General features: G+C 35.6%; 22 protein-coding genes and 1 riboswitch. Of the genes, 4 read left to right on the top strand and 18 right to left on the bottom strand.

From position 1 onward, the window contains the following. Nucleotides 1-7: 7 nt before the first annotated feature. Nucleotides 8-355: a nucleotide pyrophosphohydrolase gene (locus DOK81_RS08485; protein WP_206910041.1), complete on the bottom strand. Its 348-nt coding sequence runs from the start codon at nt 353-355 to the stop codon at nt 8-10. A gap of 149 nt (nt 356-504) precedes the next feature. Between DOK81_RS08485 and DOK81_RS08480 the strand changes: the two genes are divergently transcribed. Continuing rightward, nucleotides 505-1,395: a YitT family protein gene (locus DOK81_RS08480; protein ID WP_206910040.1), complete on the top strand. Its 891-nt coding sequence runs from the start codon at nt 505-507 to the stop codon at nt 1,393-1,395. Nucleotides 1,396-1,640: 245 nt separating this feature from the next. On the opposite strand, the gene DOK81_RS08475 is transcribed toward DOK81_RS08480, so the two are convergent. The 6 genes from DOK81_RS08475 to DOK81_RS08450 all read right to left on the bottom strand — a co-directional run bounded on the left by DOK81_RS08475 (nt 1,641) and on the right by DOK81_RS08450 (nt 7,267). Next, nucleotides 1,641-2,216, bottom strand: coding sequence for a ReoY family proteolytic degradation factor (locus DOK81_RS08475; RefSeq protein WP_206910039.1), 576 nt, complete (start codon nt 2,214-2,216; stop codon nt 1,641-1,643). A gap of 12 nt (nt 2,217-2,228) precedes the next feature. Further along, nucleotides 2,229-3,482, bottom strand: coding sequence for a tetratricopeptide repeat protein (locus DOK81_RS08470; protein WP_206910038.1), 1,254 nt, complete (start codon nt 3,480-3,482; stop codon nt 2,229-2,231). Then, nucleotides 3,483-4,532, bottom strand: coding sequence for a hypothetical protein (locus tag DOK81_RS08465; RefSeq protein WP_206910037.1), 1,050 nt, complete (start codon nt 4,530-4,532; stop codon nt 3,483-3,485). It abuts the gene before it with no gap. Between the two features lie 606 nt (nt 4,533-5,138). Then, nucleotides 5,139-6,128 carry an N-acetylmuramoyl-L-alanine amidase gene (locus DOK81_RS08460; RefSeq protein ID WP_206910035.1) on the bottom strand — a complete coding sequence of 330 codons (990 nt, stop codon included), beginning with the start codon at nt 6,126-6,128 and terminating at the stop codon, nt 5,139-5,141. Beyond that, on the bottom strand, nt 6,128-6,529 hold the full coding sequence (locus tag DOK81_RS08455) for a phage holin family protein (RefSeq protein WP_242589959.1): 402 nt from the start codon (nt 6,527-6,529) through the stop codon (nt 6,128-6,130). The genes DOK81_RS08460 and DOK81_RS08455 overlap by 1 nt, the downstream gene beginning before the upstream one ends. 330 nt (nt 6,530-6,859) lie before the next feature. Beyond that, a complete protein-coding gene (locus DOK81_RS08450) occupies nt 6,860-7,267 on the bottom strand; it encodes a transcriptional regulator (protein WP_206910031.1) in 408 nt (135 codons plus the stop codon). Between the two features lie 266 nt (nt 7,268-7,533). On the opposite strand from DOK81_RS08450, the gene DOK81_RS08445 reads away from it, so the two are divergent. Beyond that, the gene (locus tag DOK81_RS08445; RefSeq protein WP_206910029.1) at nt 7,534-7,869 is read left to right on the top strand and encodes a helix-turn-helix transcriptional regulator; all 336 of its coding nucleotides are present in this window, start codon (nt 7,534-7,536) and stop codon (nt 7,867-7,869) included. A 12-nt stretch (nt 7,870-7,881) separates the two neighbouring features. Beyond that, nucleotides 7,882-8,226: an ImmA/IrrE family metallo-endopeptidase gene (locus DOK81_RS08440; protein ID WP_206910027.1), complete on the top strand. Its 345-nt coding sequence runs from the start codon at nt 7,882-7,884 to the stop codon at nt 8,224-8,226. Between the two features lie 136 nt (nt 8,227-8,362). On the opposite strand, the gene DOK81_RS08435 is transcribed toward DOK81_RS08440, so the two are convergent. The 7 genes from DOK81_RS08435 to DOK81_RS08405 form a co-directional block, all read right to left on the bottom strand. After that, nucleotides 8,363-8,638, bottom strand: a complete 276-nt coding sequence (locus DOK81_RS08435; protein WP_002290178.1) for an HU family DNA-binding protein — start codon at nt 8,636-8,638, stop codon at nt 8,363-8,365. Nucleotides 8,639-8,881: 243 nt separating this feature from the next. After that, nucleotides 8,882-10,192: a ribosome biogenesis GTPase Der gene (gene der, locus DOK81_RS08430; RefSeq protein WP_206910025.1), complete on the bottom strand. Its 1,311-nt coding sequence runs from the start codon at nt 10,190-10,192 to the stop codon at nt 8,882-8,884. Nucleotides 10,193-10,378: 186 nt separating this feature from the next. Then, complete coding sequence (gene rpsA, locus DOK81_RS08425; RefSeq protein ID WP_206910022.1) at nt 10,379-11,611, bottom strand: 30S ribosomal protein S1; 1,233 nt, start codon at nt 11,609-11,611, stop codon at nt 10,379-10,381. 150 nt (nt 11,612-11,761) lie between these two features. Further along, nucleotides 11,762-12,439, bottom strand: coding sequence for a (d)CMP kinase (cmk, locus tag DOK81_RS08420; protein ID WP_206910020.1), 678 nt, complete (start codon nt 12,437-12,439; stop codon nt 11,762-11,764). Nucleotides 12,440-12,480: 41 nt separating this feature from the next. Beyond that, the gene (locus DOK81_RS08415; protein ID WP_206910018.1) at nt 12,481-13,098 is read right to left on the bottom strand and encodes an SAG1386/EF1546 family surface-associated protein; all 618 of its coding nucleotides are present in this window, start codon (nt 13,096-13,098) and stop codon (nt 12,481-12,483) included. A 66-nt stretch (nt 13,099-13,164) separates the two neighbouring features. Then, nucleotides 13,165-14,574 (bottom strand): ATP-dependent DNA helicase RecQ, encoded by a 1,410-nt coding sequence (locus DOK81_RS08410; RefSeq protein WP_206910015.1) that lies wholly within the window; start codon nt 14,572-14,574, stop codon nt 13,165-13,167. Continuing rightward, on the bottom strand, nt 14,558-15,592 hold the full coding sequence (locus DOK81_RS08405; protein WP_206910012.1) for a helix-turn-helix domain-containing protein: 1,035 nt from the start codon (nt 15,590-15,592) through the stop codon (nt 14,558-14,560). The genes DOK81_RS08410 and DOK81_RS08405 overlap by 17 nt, the downstream gene beginning before the upstream one ends. A gap of 31 nt (nt 15,593-15,623) precedes the next feature. Here DOK81_RS08405 and DOK81_RS08400 point away from each other — a divergent pair, with 31 nt between their 5' ends. Then, the gene (locus DOK81_RS08400) at nt 15,624-15,845 is read left to right on the top strand and encodes a ferredoxin (protein WP_206910011.1); all 222 of its coding nucleotides are present in this window, start codon (nt 15,624-15,626) and stop codon (nt 15,843-15,845) included. A 196-nt stretch (nt 15,846-16,041) separates the two neighbouring features. Here the strand turns inward: DOK81_RS08400 and DOK81_RS08395 are convergent, their stop codons facing one another. The 4 genes from DOK81_RS08395 to DOK81_RS08380 form a co-directional block, all read right to left on the bottom strand. Beyond that, a complete protein-coding gene (locus tag DOK81_RS08395; RefSeq protein ID WP_206910010.1) occupies nt 16,042-16,782 on the bottom strand; it encodes an alpha/beta hydrolase in 741 nt (246 codons plus the stop codon). 250 nt (nt 16,783-17,032) lie between these two features. After that, on the bottom strand, nt 17,033-18,373 hold the full coding sequence (locus DOK81_RS08390) for a M20 family metallopeptidase (protein ID WP_206910009.1): 1,341 nt from the start codon (nt 18,371-18,373) through the stop codon (nt 17,033-17,035). A gap of 130 nt (nt 18,374-18,503) precedes the next feature. Beyond that, entirely contained in the window at nt 18,504-20,024 is a 1,521-nt protein-coding gene (locus DOK81_RS08385) for a YfcC family protein (protein ID WP_206910007.1), read from the bottom strand. A 390-nt stretch (nt 20,025-20,414) separates the two neighbouring features. After that, on the bottom strand, nt 20,415-21,020 hold the full coding sequence (locus tag DOK81_RS08380) for an ECF transporter S component (protein WP_206910005.1): 606 nt from the start codon (nt 21,018-21,020) through the stop codon (nt 20,415-20,417). A 123-nt stretch (nt 21,021-21,143) separates the two neighbouring features. Continuing rightward, a riboswitch (FMN riboswitch) is annotated at nt 21,144-21,269 on the bottom strand. Nucleotides 21,270-21,292 lie beyond the last annotated feature (23 nt).

Here is a 21,292-nt window from a genome sequence, read left to right as displayed (position 1 = left end):
TGGACGTTTATCCTTCGTCCCTTTGACCATCTTTTCTCTCAAATCGGTAATGATCTCTTCGGTTAAACTTTTCCATATTCTTCTCAAAAGTTTCTGTCAAATCAATATCTAGTGAATTAGCCATAATCATTGTAACAAAAAGCACATCGCCTAACTCTTGTGCAACAGAATTTTCTTTCTCCGTTTTCTTTTTCGCTTTTTCACCATAAGAATGATTGACTTCTCGCGCAAGCTCGCCAACTTCTTCCGTCAAGCGTGCCATTTGAGCTAAAGGAGAAAAATAACCGACCTTGAATTGTTGAATATACTCATCCACCTCTACCTGCATACTTCTTAATGTCCGTTCGTTCTTCATAGCGTTCCCCTTTCAAGTTTATCCTAACAAAACTTTACAGTAAAACATAGCTAAGAGCAATTGTGAAAATGAAAATTACATGCTACATTAATATTGAATTGAAAAAATTTTCTAACTTTTTCAGCTATTTTAACGAAAGCAGGGATCACATGACATTATTAAAAACAATTAAAGAGGTTTTCTTTATTATTATTGGAACAAGTATCTATGCCTTTGGACTTGTCTATCTAAATATCGCAAATCATTTAGCTGAAGGTGGTGTTTCAGGAATTACTTTGATTTTACGCGCACTCTTTGGTATTGATCCCGCTTATACAACTTTACTTATCAATATTCCGTTGATTCTCATCGGGGGAAAAATTCTTGGTAGACGCTCACTCGCTTACACCATTCTAGGAACTGTTTCTTTATCAGCTGCTCTTTGGGTTTGGCAACGTGTCCCTATTGAGATCAATTTAGAACATGACTTATTGATTGTTGCTTTATTAGCAGGGCTCATTGCTGGCGTGGGTAGCGGTTTGGTCTATCGTATGGGAGGAACGACTGGCGGTAGTGACATCATTGCACGTATTTTAGAAAAGAATTATGGTATATCTATGGGACGCTCATTACTCACTTTTGATATTATCGTGTTACTGGCTTCATTAACTTATCTTGATTTGAAACGAATGATGTACACCTTGATTGTTTCGTACGTATTCAGTCGAGTGGTTGATTCGATTCTTGATGGTGGTTATTCTGCAAAAGGTCTATTGGTTGTTTCTAATAAAAGTGATGAAATTGCACCGTTATTGATGACTGGTCTACAACGAGGAGTCACTTTTTTAAATGGTGAGGGTGGATTTTCTGGTTATTCAAAGAAAATCATTTACTTAGTTGTTAGTTCTAGCGAATTGGCCTCTGCCAAGCAAATCATCCATGAAATTGATGAACAAGCTTTTCTCTCCGTCATTAATGTTCATGAAGTTGCCGGTGAAGGATTTACCTATTTGAAGCCTCAAACCAAACGATTGAAATTCAGACAAAAAAAAGGGCTGTGACAACAATATTGTCACAGCCCCTTTTCTTTTAAATAAACGGTGCGCTTAAAACAACTCTTCGAAATCACAAACAATCTAAAGCTATTTTACATGTCTGCTATCTTGTCGAAGCCAAACATTTTGCGCACCACCTTATCCATGGTGTTCCCCAAGCAGCTTCTTCGGCAATAAATTCTCTTTTCATAAAAAGAGGAAAAACGATTTTTAGAAACGCATCTTATTGCTTGGAACTACAATTTTTTTGATTAACTAACGCCATTTTTATCTGACGCTTTTTGTGCATCTGCTAAAATTTGACGATTGACTTCATCGGATAGTTTCAAGAACGCATCCTTATTTCCATCTTCTAATGCTTGATCAATTTGTGCGTAAAGCATCTTTAAGTGTGCCTCTTGTTCTTTTACATGAAAGTATTTTTCAATTGCTTCTGTTTCTTCTTCCGCAATCGTTGATTCCCAAGTAGCAAAAGGATTGTCTTCTAAAATCGATAGATATTCACTCGTTTGCCACGCATCTTCAAAAAAACATTCCACATACAATGGTTCCGTTCGATTCAATCGAATTTCATGAAAGATCTGATCCGTATCAGTAAATACTTTTCCTTTTAAAAACAACTTCATTGGTTCACCAGCTACAGACAAGTCGCTGATTTGTAAGCCACGGGAAGTTTGATCCGCCCCCTCAACAAAATGAACATTTTTCAAAATCGCTTCATGATTTGACAAGTAATTCAAAATCCAAAAAACTTCACGACGACTAAATGAAACATGATTCACCATCCATGTTAGGAAGTTCTTTTTTTCTCGCACATTTATAAACATCTTGATCACCCCTTATGATAGATCATCTAATAAAGACAGGGCCTCCATATCTCCAGGTTCATGATGTAAGTAATGTTTTAATAGTTCTTTTGCTTGATCCAGTTTTCCTTCCTCACGTAAGAAAAATGCGTATTCTTTCAAGAAATCTGGTTCATGTTGCAACTCGTGGAAAGCTTGCTCATAATGGAGCGCTGCAACAGCAAAATCTTCTAATTCATTATACGCATGAGCTAAATTCCATTCGGCATACGGATTTGCTGTTTCTTCCATTTGGTTGACTGCATTAATAACATCTTCATAACGTTCTTCATTTAAATAAAGATTACTTAAAGTCAATAACGTATCATCTTGTTTTTCTCCTAACTCAAGAGCTTGCAACAATAATTTTTCAGCACTTTCTTTGTCATGCAAACGAAAGGCGTTTTCAGAAGCTAAATGATACAGTTCAACTTGATACGGATTTTCTTTGATTCCTTCTTCTAACACTGTTTGTGCTTCTTCAACCAATTCTTCTTCTTGTAGTGCTTGTCCTAAATACAAATAAAGTGATTGATAATGCGGATTAACTGTCCGTAATTCCTGCAGGTAATTGATTGCTTGTTGATTTTCTTTTAATTGTAAGTTCGTAAAAGCTAATTGGAACAATCGATCATCTGTACGTTCTTCTTCCAATGCTGCTTCTAATGGTTCGATTGCTGCTTCAAACTCACCTTGCATACTTAGTGATTGCCCTAAACGTTCTTGCATGGAAATACCAGAAATTTCTTTGATCTGACTGTTTAACAAGTTGTCATAAATAACAGCGGCCTCTTTAAATCGATCCACCGAAAAATACAATTCTGCTAAAGCAAATTGAATCAATGGTTCGTCGGGAAGTAAACTAGCTGCTTCTTTTAATTTTGCTTCACTTACTTCTGGAATACCAATTACTTGATACAGATCAGCAATGGCCAATAACGCTTGCGGATAATAATCACTCTCTTTACTTATCTTTTCTAGATACGTAAATGCTTCGTCAATTTCATTATCTTCAATCGCGATCTCTGCCAATGGAATATTTAAGCCATCATTTTCAGGATATTGCGTGACAAGTTGCTCAAAAATTTGTTTTGCTTCTTCTAAAAAGCCAATTGCTAATAGCTCTTCGCCTAATTCAGCTAAAACATCCGCTGGGTCTTCCTTTAAAGCCTGTACAAGTAATAGTTGCGCCTGTGCTAAATCTTCTTCAGACAAGGCTTGTAACATTTTTTCACTATACGTTTTCATTCAATTCCCTCTAATCTCATTGACAATTTGTTGATATCTTGTCATCATTTTCAACAATTCATTCTCGCTTGGTGAATGGTATCCTTCTATTATACCAATTTTTTCTAAAACAAGAATCTTTTTGCTTTTTTCTGCTAAACTCAAGACATTTTCTAAGTATTCAGCTTCAAATAGCTGCTCCAACCAGTCAATTGGATAACCAAGATGTTGCAACCAAATAAAAAAATTTTTCAATTGAAAAGAGATTGCATTACGCTCGACATTCCAAACTAATTGAAAAATCAATCCTAAAAATTTTTTCATACTTGCTGATAATAAATGTCCGTTTTCTGTTAGATAAAAAGCTTGCTCAAATAGTTTACCATAAGTTGCAAGATTTTCCGCCTCTTCTTGGTAAAAATAGACCAATTCTTCAAGCATTCCTGAAAAAGGAACGTTGTGTAATTTTTGCTGTGTTGAGTAATTTTTGTATAAGCTCTGTAAGAAACCATAATCACAAACCAATCCACAAACGATAAACGTCAAAAAGTCGATTTGTTTGCCTTCAACTTGGCGATCACTAATCGTTTGGTCATAGAAAATTCGTTCAGGCAAATTCTCTGTTTCTAAAACAGCCTGATAAGGTAACTGTAAAATACTGCGTTTGTTTGTTAATGCCCCACCGAATGAACGAGCAGATACAGGAATCAACCAAAGCTTCGTTGTAAGAATCGTGTGTTTTTGAAAAAAACTAGCTAATTCCATCATTCCTTCATTTCCAAATCCAATCACAACCAGCTGCTGATTTTCCGGAAAACGTTTGACATAGTCTAAGAGATGCGCAAGTTCTGTTAAGTTATTGCATTGCGCACTATTCGTACAAATATACCAATCAACATTTGCCTGATTTGCAAAAAAATGATTTATTTTTTCTGAAAACAAATCATAATAACGCTGATTAGTTAAGAACAAGATTGGTTCTCTGATAGCCAATGGTTTTAGTAGACTGCTTAACGTTTCACCGTAAGAAATCGTTGTGGTTTGTTCAACCATGGAAAACTTAAGTTCCAACACGCATCCCCCCTTTTCTTTATTTTACCATTATTCAGGAAAATCCTGAAAAGAAAAGAAAACTGATATAGCTTCTTCAACTATTTCAACTGAAACAAGTCAACAAACGATACAGACACAACCAGAAAAACAACTATCAGAAGAACAAACATCAGAAAAAACAGAAAAAATCCGAAGAAAAAACTAGCGTCGATCCTGTATTAGCAAAAGCACTAGTTACTAAAGCGATACCGCTAACAGAATTTACTTATAATCCTTATGATTTCGACTTAGATCAAACCACGATGACAATGGCACAGGTAAATGTATTGGGTAGATTCAAGGTGAAAATCCAGCTGGACTAATTGGAGTGGAATATCATTGCTTTGCTTGTGATAGCATTTGGACTGGCAAAAACTGCACTTACGATTGGTCAAATCAACAAGAAAGCACTAGAATCACTAACTTCACAATTGTTGGGGAACCCTGTGAACATCAAAAAGCGTTAAAAAATAATGGGTATATCAGTTGATAACCTTAGTTGATCTTTTTTTATTTTATGTACCAAGTTGACACAAAACACAATTATGTTTTGTGCCAACTTTTGTTAATCCTAATCATTTTATGTTAGTGTGACCGTTTTGGGATTGTTAATACATATTCATTAAAGTCTACATCTTTTGCACCACCTACTGTATTTCCACTACTATCATTAGTTAACCGAATTTTGATATAAGCTTTCTTACCAGCTTGTTTCGTAATATTGATGCTTCCATCAAAGCCTGGCTTGTTATCATTAGCTAATCCGTAAATTGCATTTACATCTGGGCGTGCAATATTTTTTGATTGTTGTCGTTCAATTTCGTTACCAGTCTCAGCGTCCATCAAGAAGATAAAACAATAATTAAAGGTCTGTTTCCCAGCATGTGCCCAGCCTGCTCCACGGAAAGAACCAATCGGATTTTCATTATAAATATCTAGTTTTGCAGTCATTCCATTAATCGTTTTTGCTGGACTTCCTGCAATAATTTCATCATGTTCATTATCTCCTTCGCTACTTCCATCTGGCTGCAAAGTTGGATCATCATAATATTTCTTGATTTGAGAAATAAAATAATCTTGCATTTTGGCAGTAACCTCTGTTGGTATAGCAAACGTCGAATCAAATCCACAATGTTCCATCAATGAGCGCTTCGGACATTCAGTTGCTGAAAACTGATGATGACATTTAACAGTGTCACGATTGACTGATAAACCATAATAATGTAGATCAATTGCAGCCTGCCAGAAAACATTTTGTTCTGCTTGTAAGAATACTACTTTGGACGTTTCGCGATTACCACGTACTTCATAACCAAGGTAACTATTATTACCTTCTGAATTCGCCACGTGCCAAGCCCGATTGTAAGTATCTTCTGTGCGAATAATTGTCTTTTCGTCCACATAATAATGGGCAAATCCAGCTTCTAATTGTTTAGGTGTCATATTTTCCAAACGATTCATTTCTTGTTCAGCAGTTGTATTTGTCCAAGTATTGTGAATGACAACACCTTTTACACTTCCCACCCGCTTATCTGCTACGCCACGACAAACGGAATTATTGATAATTTTGACCATTATTTTTCCCCTCCATTTTCTTCTTCACCTTGTTTTTCTGATGTGTTTTTTAATTTACTAAAACGATTTTTGACAAATTCTGGTACAGGAATGCCTAACTGTCCTAGATTTTCAATTACGGAAATACCATAAACAGCAATGTAAGAAAAGACAAACGCTGTTGCTACTCCTTCAAATCCCATAATTTTTAGATACGGATATGAAATCAAAACCAAGCCAATAACTAGTAGGTGTTTTACAATCCCCATTAAACCTTTTGTACTATTCGTTTCTTTAATTAAAATTCCTTTGCAAATACCTGTTACAATATCTGCAATCACAATCCAAACAAAAATTTGGATGTAAATATTATTTAGTAATCCTCGGAATTCATTCCATAATAATAAATTATCGATAATCAATCTGTTACCACCTTTCAATTTTTATTATTTGTCCTAAAAAATAGACATGCCTATTTAACATGCCTATCTCTAATTTAAAACATATAATCAAAATCAAATTTTTACCCTATTCTAATTTTTTCAGCCATCTTAGATCAACGTTTTTTGAAACGAAAAACGTTGATCTAAGTAGAAATCACCACCTTATAATAACTTCAAGAAAATTTTTCAATTCTAAATTAGTTTTCTTCATTTTTAAGAAGCAAGTTAATTAATTCTGAAATGTTTATTTTCTTGATGATATTATTTTAGCCTGTTGACTACGAAAAAAATTCCTGAGTTTTTCCAAAGTTACAAACCTAACTCATCTGCAACAGCTTCAAAAAAATCATTTCTTAGTTCGTAAGCTTTACTTTTACTAATAAACAAGCGTTGACTCATTCCCAATAAATTGACTGTTGCATTTTTTTGTAAATAGAGTTTCTCGATGATTTCTTTTGTATTTTCATCCGCGCGCGCCAAACAGTCTTTCACCACATCACGGTTTCTTTCTAAATTCCAAAGTCGGCGATCCATTGCAATCGTGATAGCCATCCTTTCAGTTGCTACGTTATGGTTTCCTTGACCACGAATAGAGCTATTCAAATCGGCTTCTATAAATGGATGGCGTAATTCTTCTTCTCTTTGTTTAATATACGCATCTGTTTGATAATAATCAGATAAAATATCCTTAATATAATTAAATGTTGATTTTCGCAAAATGCTCCACTCCTAACTAATTTTATATAGGTAAAATATTTTATTGACGTCATTCTCTTACTATTACTATCTTCATAAAAAAATATAATTATCTTGAAAATCTAAACTTACATTGACTTACATCATAAAGTTTTATAAAATAAAAGTAACAAAAACAACATTTCTTATTCACTTTGTTTTTGCATGAGTAATCTATAAATAATATTATCCCATTATTTTATAATTTTCAACATTTTTATAAAAAAATATAAAAAGGAGTTTTTATAATGAGTTTATACGAAAGAGTTTCGAATCTTTCAAAAAAACAAGGAATCAGCTTAAATAAGCTTGCAGAAGATATTGGGCTGTCAAAAAATGTGATCTATCAGTGGCGGACAAGTAGTCCAAAAGCGGAAACTCTTGAAAAAGTCGCAGAATACTTTCACGTTTCAACAGATTATTTACTTGGACGAACAGATACACCTTCTTTGGGCACCAAATCAACGATACCAGAGGATCTCAATAAAATCTTAGACAATGTGAAAAGCTTTGATGGAAAACCGATGACGGACAATGACAGAGAGGCCATTCGCGCATTTTTAGAAGGACGAATGAGTAAGTAAGGAGTCTTTTTTATGGAAAAAATAAAGGAGCTACTCGCTAGTCATGGAATTGAGCTAGTCGTGATGGAATTAGAAAAAAGAGGCTATTATTTTGATGACTTGAATCTAATGGTCATCAATCAAAATCAATCAGAAGAAAAGCAAAAACAAGTGATCCTTCATGAACTTTATCATGCACTAAACCATTCAGAATTCAATGCATTATATAGCAATCCTGTCTTCCACTCAAAAATGGAAAACGAAGCGAATACTTCGATGATCAATTATCTGATTCAAGAAAATGATGGGCAATTCAACTACACAAGTGTATTGGAAGAATTTAATTTGGGATTAGGGTGGGAGTGTCATCTGAAATAAACAATACGTTTTGGAGAAACATTACATTAATTGAATATTTTTTATGCCTCTTTATTTTTACTAATCAATAATGTAATTGTACTCTACATAAAAAGCGCTTGTAGCCATAAGGCTACAAGCGCTTTTTATTACACAATTATTTAACTGCGTCTTTCAATGCTTTACCTGGTTTGAATGCAGGTACTTTGCTAGCTGGGATTTCGATTTCTTCACCAGTTTGTGGGTTACGACCTTTGCGAGCTGCGCGTTCGCGAACTTCGAAATTACCAAAACCGATTAATTGAACTTTTTCGCCGTTAGCTAAAGCATCTTGAATAGTTGAAAATACAGCGTCTACAGCTGCAGTTGCGTCTTTTTTAGTTAAATCAGTAGCTGAAGCAACTTTTTCGATTAATTCTGCTTTGTTTGCCATGGATTAGATTCACCTCCTCAACAAGAGATATGATGTAAAACATCAACCAATTATACAATCTGAGTGGTCCAGAAAGTTTAATAGAAATATTGACTTACTTCAATATTCTGTTATCACGATATCATATAAACCGCTTAATGGCAAGGTTTTTACTGATTTTAACGTGCTTTTTTTGGTCATTAAAACGTAATAAAAGAAAGTACCTTTATCCTTTGAAAAAAAAGAATGACTATGGTAAAATGCCTATTTTCTTCTTCTTGGAATGATTCGAATCGAAGTTCCCTCAAAAGTGAATGCCTTACGAATTTGATTTTCTAAAAATCGTTCATAAGAAAAATGCATTAGTTCTTCTTCATTAACAAATACCACAAAGGTTGGTGGCTTAACAGCCACTTGCGTTGCATAAAAAATCTTCAAACGTTTGCCTTTGTCTGTTGGTGTTGGATTAATTGCTACAGCGTCCATGATGATATCGTTCAATACTGCGGATGAAACGCGTAGATTTTGATTCATGCTAACATCTTCAATCATTTCTGGCAGACGATTCAAACGTTGTTTCGTCACTGCAGAAACAAAAATAATCGGTGCATAATCAAGATAACGGAATTCATCACGGATTTCTTGTTCAAAATCACGCATGGTGTTCGTTTCTTTCTTCACTAAGTCCCATTTATTCACCACGATGATGACTCCGCGACCTGCTTCGTGTGCATATCCCGCAACACGTTTATCTTGTTCACGAATTCCTTCTTCAGCATTTAAGACCATCAAAACGATATCTGAACGGTCAATGGCACGCATAGCACGCATAACACTGTATTTTTCAGTATTTTCGTACACTTTCCCACGTTTTCTCATCCCCGCTGTATCAATCATCAAGAATTTTTGACCACTTTCTGATACAAAATGGGTATCGATTGCATCACGAGTCGTTCCTTCAATGTCTGAAACGATTACGCGATCTTCACCTAAAATTGCATTGATCAAAGAAGATTTGCCGACATTTGGACGACCAATTAAACTAAATTTGATGGTATCATCGTCTTCTTCTTCCGTGTCAGTGGCAAAATATTTGACTGCCTCATCTAAAATATCACCAATTCCTAGACCATGACTCCCAGAAACAGGGTATGGATCACCTAGTCCTAATGCGTAAAATTCATAAATATCATTACGCATTTCAGGATTATCTACTTTGTTAACTGCTAAGATAACAGGTTTATTACTACGATATAAAATCTTTGCAACCATTTCATCCGCGTCAGTGATACCTTCTCGTCCACTAACTACACAAATAATCACATCTGCTTCATCAATCGCGATTTCTGCTTGATGCTTAATTTGTTCCATAAATGGTTCGTCACCTAAATCAATCCCGCCTGTATCGATCACGCTGAATTCACGACCTAACCATTCGCCTTTTGCGTAAATACGATCACGAGTCACTCCTGGAGTATCTTCGACAATCGAGATACGCTCGCCAGCGATGCGGTTAAAAATCGTAGACTTACCGACGTTCGGACGGCCAACGATTGCAATTGTTGGATTTGCCATATTTTTTCCTCCTCACAAGTTTCCAATCCTACTTAGTTTAACGAATGAACCCCAAACTTTCAAGCTTAGTTAATCAATTCCTCCAACTATTTTAGATTTTTCTTGATTATCACTAATCAATAACGAAAAAATAAGACCAAGACAAAAGCTGTCACTTTCGTCTTGGTCTTAAATTACATGACTTAATTATTTATCTGATTCGTCGCCCGTCGTTTCTTCCACTTCTTCTTTTAACGCATCACCTAAAATATCACCCATTGTGAATCCAGTATTTTCTTCTGGCAATTCATAGGATTCAATATTTTTTGGTTCTTCTTCAGAAGCAGGTTTTTCTTCTAAAGCTTTGATACTTAAAGCAATTCGATGTTCATCTGGATTAACTTCTAATACTTTCACATCAACTGTTTGACCTTCTTGAAGTACTTCATGAGGTGTCGCAATATGTTTATGTGAAATTTGAGAAATATGAACAAGACCTTCTACCCCAGGGAAAACTTCTACGAAAGCGCCAAAGCTTGTTAATCGTTTAACTGTGCCTTCTAAAACAGCTCCAACTGGTGCTTTTGATTCAATGTCTGTCCAAGGTCCAGGTAATGTATCTTTGATTGATAGTGAAACACGTTCTTGCTCAGGGTTGATTGATAAAACTTTTACGTTTACTTCATCCCCAACAGCTAATGCATCACTTGGTTTTGCTACGTGACCATGAGAAATTTCTGAAACATGAACAAGTCCGTCAATTCCACCTAAGTCAACAAAAGCACCAAAGTCAGTCAAACGTGCAACACGTCCTTCAATGACATCACCTTCATGAATAGCAGTTAATACTTCTTTTTTCTTTTCTTCTTTTTCAGATTCAACCACTGCTTTATGAGAAAGAATCAAACGATTTTCTGATGGTTCGATTTCAATAATCTTGAAGCTCAACGTTTGCCCTTTATACTCTGAAAAATCAGCTACAAAGTGATCTTCAACCATTGATGCAGGTACAAATCCACGTACGCCAACATCAACAACTAAACCACCTTTAACTACGTTTGTTACTGGTGCTTCGATAATTTTACCAGCTTGGAAATCTTTTTCGATATCTTCCCAAACTTTTTTTGCATCTAAACGGCGTTTGGATAATAAATAACTTCCGTTTTCTTTATCTTTACCAATTGTACTAATAACAACTAAGTCTAAAAGATCGCCAACATGAACAAGCTCATCAATGTCATCTACAGGTAATGTCGATAATTCTTTTGCTGGAACGACACCTTCAACGCCAGCACCTTCAATTCCAACAATTACTTGTTTGTCTTCAATAGCTAAAACTTCACCTTTAACTACATCGCCAACACTAACTTCTTGGACGCTCTTCATTGCATCTTCCATTGACTGATTGCTATCTGCTTGATTTTGATCAAATTCTGTCATAACACTTGTCCTCCTAACCAACATTATGCCGTAAGTACGGTATTAATTTAAGTTTAATTGATTCTTAAAAAAAAATAAAGCGATTTCGCCCGGTTTATTTGAAAATTCTCAACTTTCCGCTTATTTCATCGTTTTTTTTTCAACCAAGCCTTATAATTGATAGCCTTTTTCGGAAACAACTTCTTTAATCATTGCTACCACTTCTAAAATAGATTTTCCCGTTGTATCAATTCGTACGGCATCTTCTGCTTGTTTCAACGGAGAAATTTCACGTGTCGAATCATAATGATCACGTTCTTGAATTTCTTTTGTTAGGGTTTCTAAATCAGTTGGGATCCCTTTTTCTTGGTTTTCTTTGTAACGGCGTTGTGCCCGTTCAGAAACACTTGCTACTAAAAATATTTTGATCTCTGCATGCGGTAGAACGGCTGTTCCAATATCACGTCCATCCATTACCACGCCACCATCTTCACCAATTTGTTGTTGAATAGCAACAAGCTCTTCTCGGACTTTTCCATGTGCTGAAACTTCTGAAACAGCTTTTGTCACATCAGGCTGACGAATTTCAGCTGTCACATCTTGTCCTGAAACAAACACATGCTGGCCATCTGCTTTTTGTTGGAAAGAAATTGGATTTTCTTTAATCAAAGTAACTAACCCAACTTCGTCAGCAAAAGAAATTTGATGCTTGATTGCCAGATAGGTCACTGCTCGATACATAGCTCCTGTGTCGGTGTAAATATACTGAAAATCTTTCGCTAAAATTTTTGCTACAGTACTTTTGCCAGAAGAAGCCGGCCCATCAATTGCAATACTAATCTTTGTCATAAAAACGCTCCTCAAAAAAAAGCCGCAAAATGCGGCTCACATTATTTCACTCGTAATTCCTGTCCAGGATATAACATATAACTGTTGGGGTCCATTCCATTTAATTGGAACAATTGATCAATCGTGATTCCAGCACGCTCAGCTACTTGTTTTGGTCCTTCACCCGCTTGAACAACTGTCGTTGAACCAGCCACTGCTTCTGTTGATGAAGAAGGTGTTGTTTCTGTTTCTTGTGTGACTGTTTCACTTGAAGCTGGTGGTGTAACTGGTGCAACTGAACTTGAAGTTTCTGGTTCAATAATACTTGATTCTACAGTTTCAGAACTTTGAACTGTTGCAGTAGTTGAAGAGACAGTTGTTGACTCTTCTTTTGAACTCATGGTTGAACTTTCCACGATTGATGAAGTTGTCGATGTTGAAGTCGAACTTGCTGCATTATTACTTGAACCATTTCTAATCCAGAAGTAAGCTCCTGCAGGGATTGCGATACAAAGTACTAATAAAAACAAAAAGATTGATAAGAAAACAGTGTTTCCTTTCTTTTGTTGTCTTTGAGAGCTTCTTGAAGAATTTTCATCTTCAGTATCATAAATCGGTTGCTCCCACGGTTCTTGTGTTTCGTTATTTTCTGATGATTGATGTCTATCTTTTCTGCTCACCTTTGCTACCTCCTAATTTCTTTCGTGAGTATTATACCATAGGAAAATGGGCCATGCCGAAAAAAATTATCCCTCTACGTTTTTTTTAAATAAATTTAGTAAAATCTCTTCCCAGTTATTCTCAAAATGACTTGTTCTTACTTTTGTTTCTGCTGGAAGAAACCATGTTGCTTCGTCAAAATCACAACAATTTTTGGGTTTTGCTGTTAATTTTTCGCCAAAATAATTCAGAATAAATTCTCTGCGACAAGTAGTTGCATGGATATATCGTAACATTTGATATAAACGAAACTGTTTCTCTTTTTCTTGAAGCTTTAATTTTTCCATCCATCGATCCGGTTGATTTGTTTTTTTGACAATTTCTAACCATTTTTGTTGGAGTTCATCAAAGGGACGTTCTAGCTCCTGCGCATGTGCTAAGTAAACTTCAAATCCCTGACGTTGCTCTTTCGCTAATTGATTAAAAAAATGATGTATCACTTCATCTCCTGTTTGGTACAACAAAATGGCCGTACTTGGCTTCTGATCACGTCCGGCACGTCCGATTTCCTGCACATAATTTTCCAGACTATCTGGTAAATCATAATGGATAACATAACGAATATCCGCTTTGTCTACCCCCATGCCAAATGCGTTTGTTGCAATTAAAAATTGCAATTGATTTTGAGAAAATTGTTGCTGTAATTGGCGTCTTTGGCTCGCATCTAGACCACCATGATAATAGCCAATAGCGAAGCGACCACGTAATTCTGCATATAAACGCTCCACCTCTTTTTTTGTTGCACAGTAAATGATGGTCGCACCCTTTATTTCTTTCATAATCGCTTCTAGCTCTTCCGTCTTTTGAGTCGTTTCTCTTACAAATAAAGCAATATTTTCTCGATTCACTGAATGCTTAACGATTTTTGGTTTGTTTGTAAATAACACGGTCTCGATATCTCGTTGGACTGCATTTGTTGCTGTAGCTGTAAGTGCCAAGGTCACTGGAATCGCCAATTGGGTTCTTACTTCGCCCAAACGTTGATATTCTGGGCGAAAATCGACACCCCATTGTGAAACACAATGTGCCTCATCAACTACGAAAAGTCCGATTTTTTGCTTTTTTAATTGGGTTAACATTTCTGATTGCAATAACATTTCCGGACTTAAGAATAAAAATTTATATTGAGATAAATGCTCCATAACATATTTACGTTCTGGAAAGGTCAATAAACTATTAAAGGCAACAACTCTTTTTTCGCCCATTTTTTGTAACTGCATAACCTGATCTTCCATTAGTGATAGCAATGGTGAAACCACAACGACCAACCCTTCTGATAGATAACCTGTTAACTGATAACATAAACTTTTACCATTTCCCGTTGGCAGCACAGCTAATACGTTGTCTTTGTTCAGCAATGTTTGAATAATTTCCTCTTGACCTGGGCGAAAAGTTGAAAAACCAAAATAACGTTTTAACTCAGCTGTTAAATTCATCTTTTCGTCCTCCTTTTAAAGCTCGTATTTGGTAAAAACGAAATTCACCATAATCAAGTGTACCCGTTTTGTTTAATTCTTGATAACGCCAAGTTTGGACAGGTGTCGCTTGACTCGCTAATAATTGGTTGGTCTCTTTCGAAATCAGCTGATCAAATGGAAAATCGTCTAAAAACAATGCCCATTCAACTAAGTGATCCGTTATTGTCCCTTTTTTTAAATGACGGTATGTCATGATTTCAGAGAGAGAATGCCCTTGAAGAAAAAGTTGTCGCGTGACTAGCATACTTTGATTATAATTTTGTTCCAAAATAGGTAACAACAACTGACTGAATAAAAAATCTGGAAACCGTTGCAATTGGTTGAAAAAAGCGTGAACAGCTTGTGCCTGTTGCAAATAGACTGTCGTTTCATCCTCACTCGTCTCAATTAGTTGATAGGGCAGTAACCCGATTTGTTCATAACCAGAAAACTGATTGGCTAATAAATTAGCTTGTTCCTTCGTTAATTTGCCTAAACAAGTCGATAATTCGTGATAAATTGTATCAGCTAGCTGTTCTTTTGAATAGCCACTATGGACTAACCACGTTTTGATTTTAGTAGTATAAAATGGGCTGGTTTCTGCTGGTAAATATTCTGACTGATGCGCATTTAAATAAGAAACGACTTGAATAGCGAATTTTACCAATCGCCATGCCTCTTCCCAATTTCTACCATAGAGATCAAAATGTAAATCAGGATATAAGACATTCAATTTTTTTTGACGTTCTCTCCCTTTTGACGTCAAGAAAACTTCATTTTCTTCAATCTGAATCAAACCTGATTTTTCTAACTCAGTTAATCGTTCTTGATAGGTTTTCTGAGTTAGTTCTGGTAAACTATTGTGTGCCGGCAACAATTGGTTTAAGAATCCAAAAATCAATACGGAAGTTGTTTTTTTACCTGTCAATAATTGATAAAAAGAACTGATCCTCAACTTGTTTCTTGAGGGAAATAAAGATAGAATAAATAAAAGCATAGCAATTCTCCTTAAGTTAGGATGGTTAAACATGTCATTATTATGTAAACTTGTACCCGAACGTTGTATCGCTTGCGGCCTGTGTCAAATTGAGGCTCCTGATATTTTTGATTACGATGAAGAAGGAATCGTGCTCTTTGCACAAGAACCAGAAGCACATCAACAATTCGTCACCAAAGCAGAAACTGAGTATGTAAAGAAAGCCTATCAGAAGTGTCCCGTTCGAGCAATACTCTTGGAAGAACAAAAATAATTTATCATTCCTTCGACAAATCAATTATGAATTTTATAGACGAATTTGTCTATCAAGATAGAACGAGCAAAAATTTTGCTCAAAAATAAACGTGAGTCCAGTCAGAAACTTCTCAAAAAAGTTAGCTCAGTTGCTACTTTTTCAAACTGTTTCGCTAGGCTCACGTTTTTATTTACTAATGATTGAAAGTAACGAACTACCAACCATTTTGCTTTAACCAGTTTTCAATCGTATTCACAAGGACGATCTGCTGGTCTTCATTCGTAATTTCGGCTTGTCCATCCTTTTTCTGTTCACCATACGAACCAAACCCACTATGATTTCCGCCATTAATCACCACGTACTTTGTTTGCGTAGGCAAATATTGTTTAGCATCTTCATATGCTTCCTGATTTAATACTTGATCTTTTGATGCAGTAATTGAAAGTACCGGAATTTTTGACTGAGATAATGTCCCATTTTTGTCAGGATAACTCGCTAAGAAAAAGATACCTTTATTCTTATCTGTCACATTTTGAGAAACATACCGACTACTCATTACTCCACCAAGCGAATGACCGCCAAAAACAAAGGTACGATCTGGAAAATCTTTAATCACTTTTTCTGCGCGATTTTTATCTAGTACCGCTAGATTAAGTGGCATTTTGACGATTGCCACGTCATAGCCAGTTTCAGAAAGTTTTCTTGCCCAAACGCTGTAACTTGTTGGCTCAACTAAAGCACCTGGGTAAAAAATAATGATTGGGTGTTGTTTTGCAAGTTTCTTTTTTGGACTTTCAAATAAAAGGTATTCCTTGTTATCAATTGCTTTTTTACTGGATGTTAATGCAGTTTGGCTTGGTTCATAAGTATTTTCTTTTAAATAATAATAGCTTCCAACACCAATCAAACTTAAAACAATCAGTATACCTAAGAATATTTTTCCTAATTTTTTCAAGCTACCATCCTCCTTTAATCCTCTTTTAGCTTATTATACGTGTATTTCAAAAAAATGACGAAAATAATTTCTTAATTATTCCAAACAAATAAAAAAGGAGATGTGATAAGATCTTATCACATCTCCTTTTTGAATAACTAGTGTTCAATAAGTCATTCCTTTAAAATAAGCACAAATCACTCAAAAATTCAAAAATAATTTCTAATCATTTTTCTTATTTTTTGAGTAAAATGCTTCTCTCACAAATAGCTTATTTCGCACACAAGCGATAAACAGCTTCAGCATAAATTTCCATAGCTTTATACATACTACTTAATTCCCAACGTTCATTTGCTTGATGCATGAAATCTGGTGTATCTGGGAACATTGCGCCAAATGCCACACATTGATTCATTGTACGAGCAAAAGTTGCTCCACCTGATACAAATGGTTCAGTCATGTCACCAGTGATATCACGGTAAGTTTGCAAAAGATTTTTTACTAATTCGCTATCTAGTGGCACGTATAACGAATCTAAGAAATCAAAATCTTCATAAGTTAATTCATATTTCTTCACTGTTTCAGCTAATTTTGCTACCAGATCATCTTTTTTGAATGTTACAGGAATACGCATATCCACACCAATTTTTGTTTGTTCTGGTGTGATTTCTAAGCTAGCAAAGTTCATTGTTAATTCGCCAGATTGCTCATCTTTCGTTTTTCCAACAACATGTTCACCGGTTGCATTTTCTTTCACCAATTTGCCTAAGAAATCAATTGGTGCAAAATCGAAGACTTCAGCTAAAGCCATAGACAAACGTGAAATTGCATTCACGCCTTCTGGTGCGTCCTTCGCATGGATACTTTTTCCAAGAACAATAATTGAATCACCATGATCTTCAAAATCAAAACCAAGTTTATTCAATGCTTCTTTCACTTCTTCTAATTTTTCACCAGAATATGGAGCCGCATCAGGAACTACGTTTAATGCGCCACCTGCTTTCACAGAAAAATCAGTAGTGCCAGGACCAGTTAGATAAGCTTGTAATAATCCTTTTTCAGCGTAAATCAATGGGAATTCAGCATCTGGTGCAAAACCTTGTGTGATTCCTTCTTCTTTTTCGTTGTATTTATCTAAACAGCGCCATAAGTTTTCTTCATCTGTCCCAAAAATAAAACGAATTCGTGTTTTAAATTCAATACCAGCATCCATCAATGATTTGACAGCATACATTGCAGCGATTGATGGTCCTTTATCATCTTGTGATCCACGTCCAATCAACCAACCATCTTTTACAGTTGGATCAAACGGTTTTGTATCCCAATTTTTTTCATCACCAGCAGGAACAACATCCATGTGACACAAAATACCAAACAATTCATCACCAGAACCAACTTCTGAATAACCATAATAGCCTTCTGGGTCTTTGAATGTGCGGAATCCTAATTCTTCGCTGATTGCTAACACTTTGTCTAATGCTTCAACAACTTTTGTCCCGAAAGGATGTCCTTTCCCAGTATCCTCTTCATCTAATACAGAAGGGATTCTGATTAGTTCATTAAGTGATTGTAACGCTTGTTCATGATGTTCTTTTGTAACAAATTGTTTCATTACACTTACCTCCTAATAAGATAAAAGACCCGATAGTTTGCCTACCGAGTCTTCTTAAAGCCAACTCAGTTAGCTTTGTTTACTTTATTATTCAATGATAGATGTTTCCAATCATTTTGTCTAGGCAAAACTAAATCATTGCTGCAACGCCGAGAATCACACAGATAGCTACGAATAAAATAGCAATTAGTTTACCAGTAAATTTCCACCAAACTGAGATGTCAAAACGAGCAATCGCAACAGCCCCCATAACAATAGCAGAAGTTGGAGTAATCAAGTTAACCAATCCAGAAGCAGATTGATAAGCAGTGATAACTAAGTCTTTACCTACACCAGCAAATTCACCCATAGGTCCCATAATCCCCATTGTAGCCGCAGCCAAGCCTGATGTTGATGGAATCAAGAATGACATTGGGATATAGAAGATGAACGTGATAATGATGAACACACTTGAAGATAATGTGCTCAACCCTTGTTCTCCCCAGTGTAAAATAGTATCTGTAATCAAACCATTGTTCATAACAACTTGAATACCACGAGCAACAGCAACAACGATTGCTACACCAATCAAGTCTGATGCACCAGCTAAGAATTCTGAAATGAATTCAGATTCTTTCATACCGTATGTGAATGCAACAACGATCGCCATAACTAGGAATAACATAGTGATTTCTGGGAAGTACCAGTCACCAAGTGGTAACATATCAATCCCTAATACTGTACCAATTACAGGAAGACCTGTTAGCCAGTTTGTTAATGATTCAAAAATAGTAAAGTTTTCATTCAATGTTGTCCAAGGAATCAAGCTGATGATCATGATACCAAAAGTAATAAAGAATAAAATGTTAACAGATTTTTGTTTGCTTGTAATTGTTTCTTGACGGCCAATCGATTCGATATCGAAGTGTTTCATGTCTTCTTGTCGTTGGTTATAAACCAAAGACTTGGTTGGATCTTTTTCGATTTTTGAAGCATAACGATAAACATAAATGATTGAAATACCTAATAAGATCACAAACATTAAGAAACGTAAGCCAATTCCTTCACCCATAGAGATACCAACAGCTTGTGATGCTACCCCAGTGGCAAACGGATTAACTGTTGAAGCCAAACAACCTACTTGCGAACCAACTAAAACGATTGCAACGGCTACTACAGTATCAAAACCAACAGCCATCATAACTGGAATTAGTAACGCATAGAAAGGAATTGTTTCTTCGGCCATTCCGTAAGTTGAACCACCTAAAGCGAATAAAATCATTAAAACAGGAATCAACATTTTTTCTTTGCCTTTAAATTTCTTAACGACAGAAGCGATTCCGGCATCTAATGCACCCGTTTTATTGATAATTCCTAAAAATCCACCCACGATCAAGATAAAGAATGAAATCGGAATAGCTGCTGGTGTCGCACTTGTTAACTCACCCGCTTCAACCCCCAACATCCCATTGATTGGTGCCATAAAAATATCCCAAAGACCTTGTGGATTTTGTTTTACTCGTTGATACGATCCAGCGATGATATTGCCTGCATCATCTACACTATAGTGACCAGCTGGAATGAACCAAGTAAGGACAGCGATAATTGCAATGATAATGAATAAGACCGTATACGCTGACGGCATCTGAAATTTTTTCTTTTTTTGTTCCATTTTCTTCTTCCTTTCCCTTTTTCATTTTTAGAATCAAGTAATATTGGTTCCATTGTTATTTTATCAAAAAGAGCGGCAGAACAAAAATAATATCTCAAATAAATGATACTTTTTGTTCAAAAATCCATTAATAGTGACGACTCATTGCCTCCTTTCATCTAAGATACTTCTTTCAAAGTAATTGTAGCCTGTCTCTTTGTTTTGTAAACAAACCTATTCGTCATTCAAAAAGAGAAGAATCTCACATTCATTTATTACAAATTCATGTTTATACATAAAAAAATAAAATACTCAATAACAACTAATAAAACGTTTACATTTGCGGTTTTATTGCATTTTTTTTCAAAAAAAAAGGACCAAAAAATTACTGGCCCTTTTGAATATTCATTTTTAAATCGTATGTCTTTGTTCTAAAGCATGTTGTTTACGACTCAACCAAGGTAATAGCTTAGCATGTAAAACTAAGAAAGCAGCACTAACGATGAATCCTTTGATTAAATTAAATGGAACAATCCCGATCAACACATAATTTACTAGTGGCATACCTAGCATTTGATTTGCATTCAATCCAAAGAACATCAGATATAATGGTGTAATAACAAAATAGTTTGCGACACTCATAAAAAGCGTCATTGCTAAAGTTCCGGAAACAACGCCCAGAATTTTATTTCTATTTGCATGTTTTTTATTTTTTTTGAAGAAGTAGAAAATTGGTAACGTGAAAATAGTCGTTGCCAAGAAACTTGCAGCATCCCCAACCAGATTGTCTGGTGAAAATCCTGTTGTCACCAGATGTAACAGCGAGCGTAAGAAAGCCGTAGCTACACCAGCTACAGGGCCAAATAAAAACATACTAATCAAGACAGGTATATCACTAAAATCAATTTTTAAAAAACTAAATGCCGGCATAATTGGGAAAGCAATAAATTGCAAAACTAACCCGATTGCAGCGAACATCGCTACCATAACCATTTTTTGTACCCGTGTGTTCTTCATTTGAAATCCTCCTGTTAGGACTCCTCTTCAGCGAACTATCCAACTAATTTTTCAAACAAAAAAACTCTACTTTCGCAGGGAAAATAGAGTTAGAGTTATCTGATAAATGATTAGTCAAATAAGCTCTATCTTCTTTATCCAGACTATACTGTCGGTACCGGAATTTCACCGATTCAGCTATTTCCTAAAGAAATAGGTCGTGGACTATAACCACCGGTCGGGAATTGCACCCTGCCCCTGAAGACGAACCTTTTATATTATTTTGTTTACAC

The sequence above is a fragment of the Enterococcus sp. DIV0660C genome (assembly GCF_017316125.1).
GTDB lineage: Bacteria > Bacillota > Bacilli > Lactobacillales > Enterococcaceae > Enterococcus_B.
The sequence above is the reverse complement of the archived record's forward strand: the minus strand, read 5'-3'. Positions and strand labels throughout refer to the sequence as shown.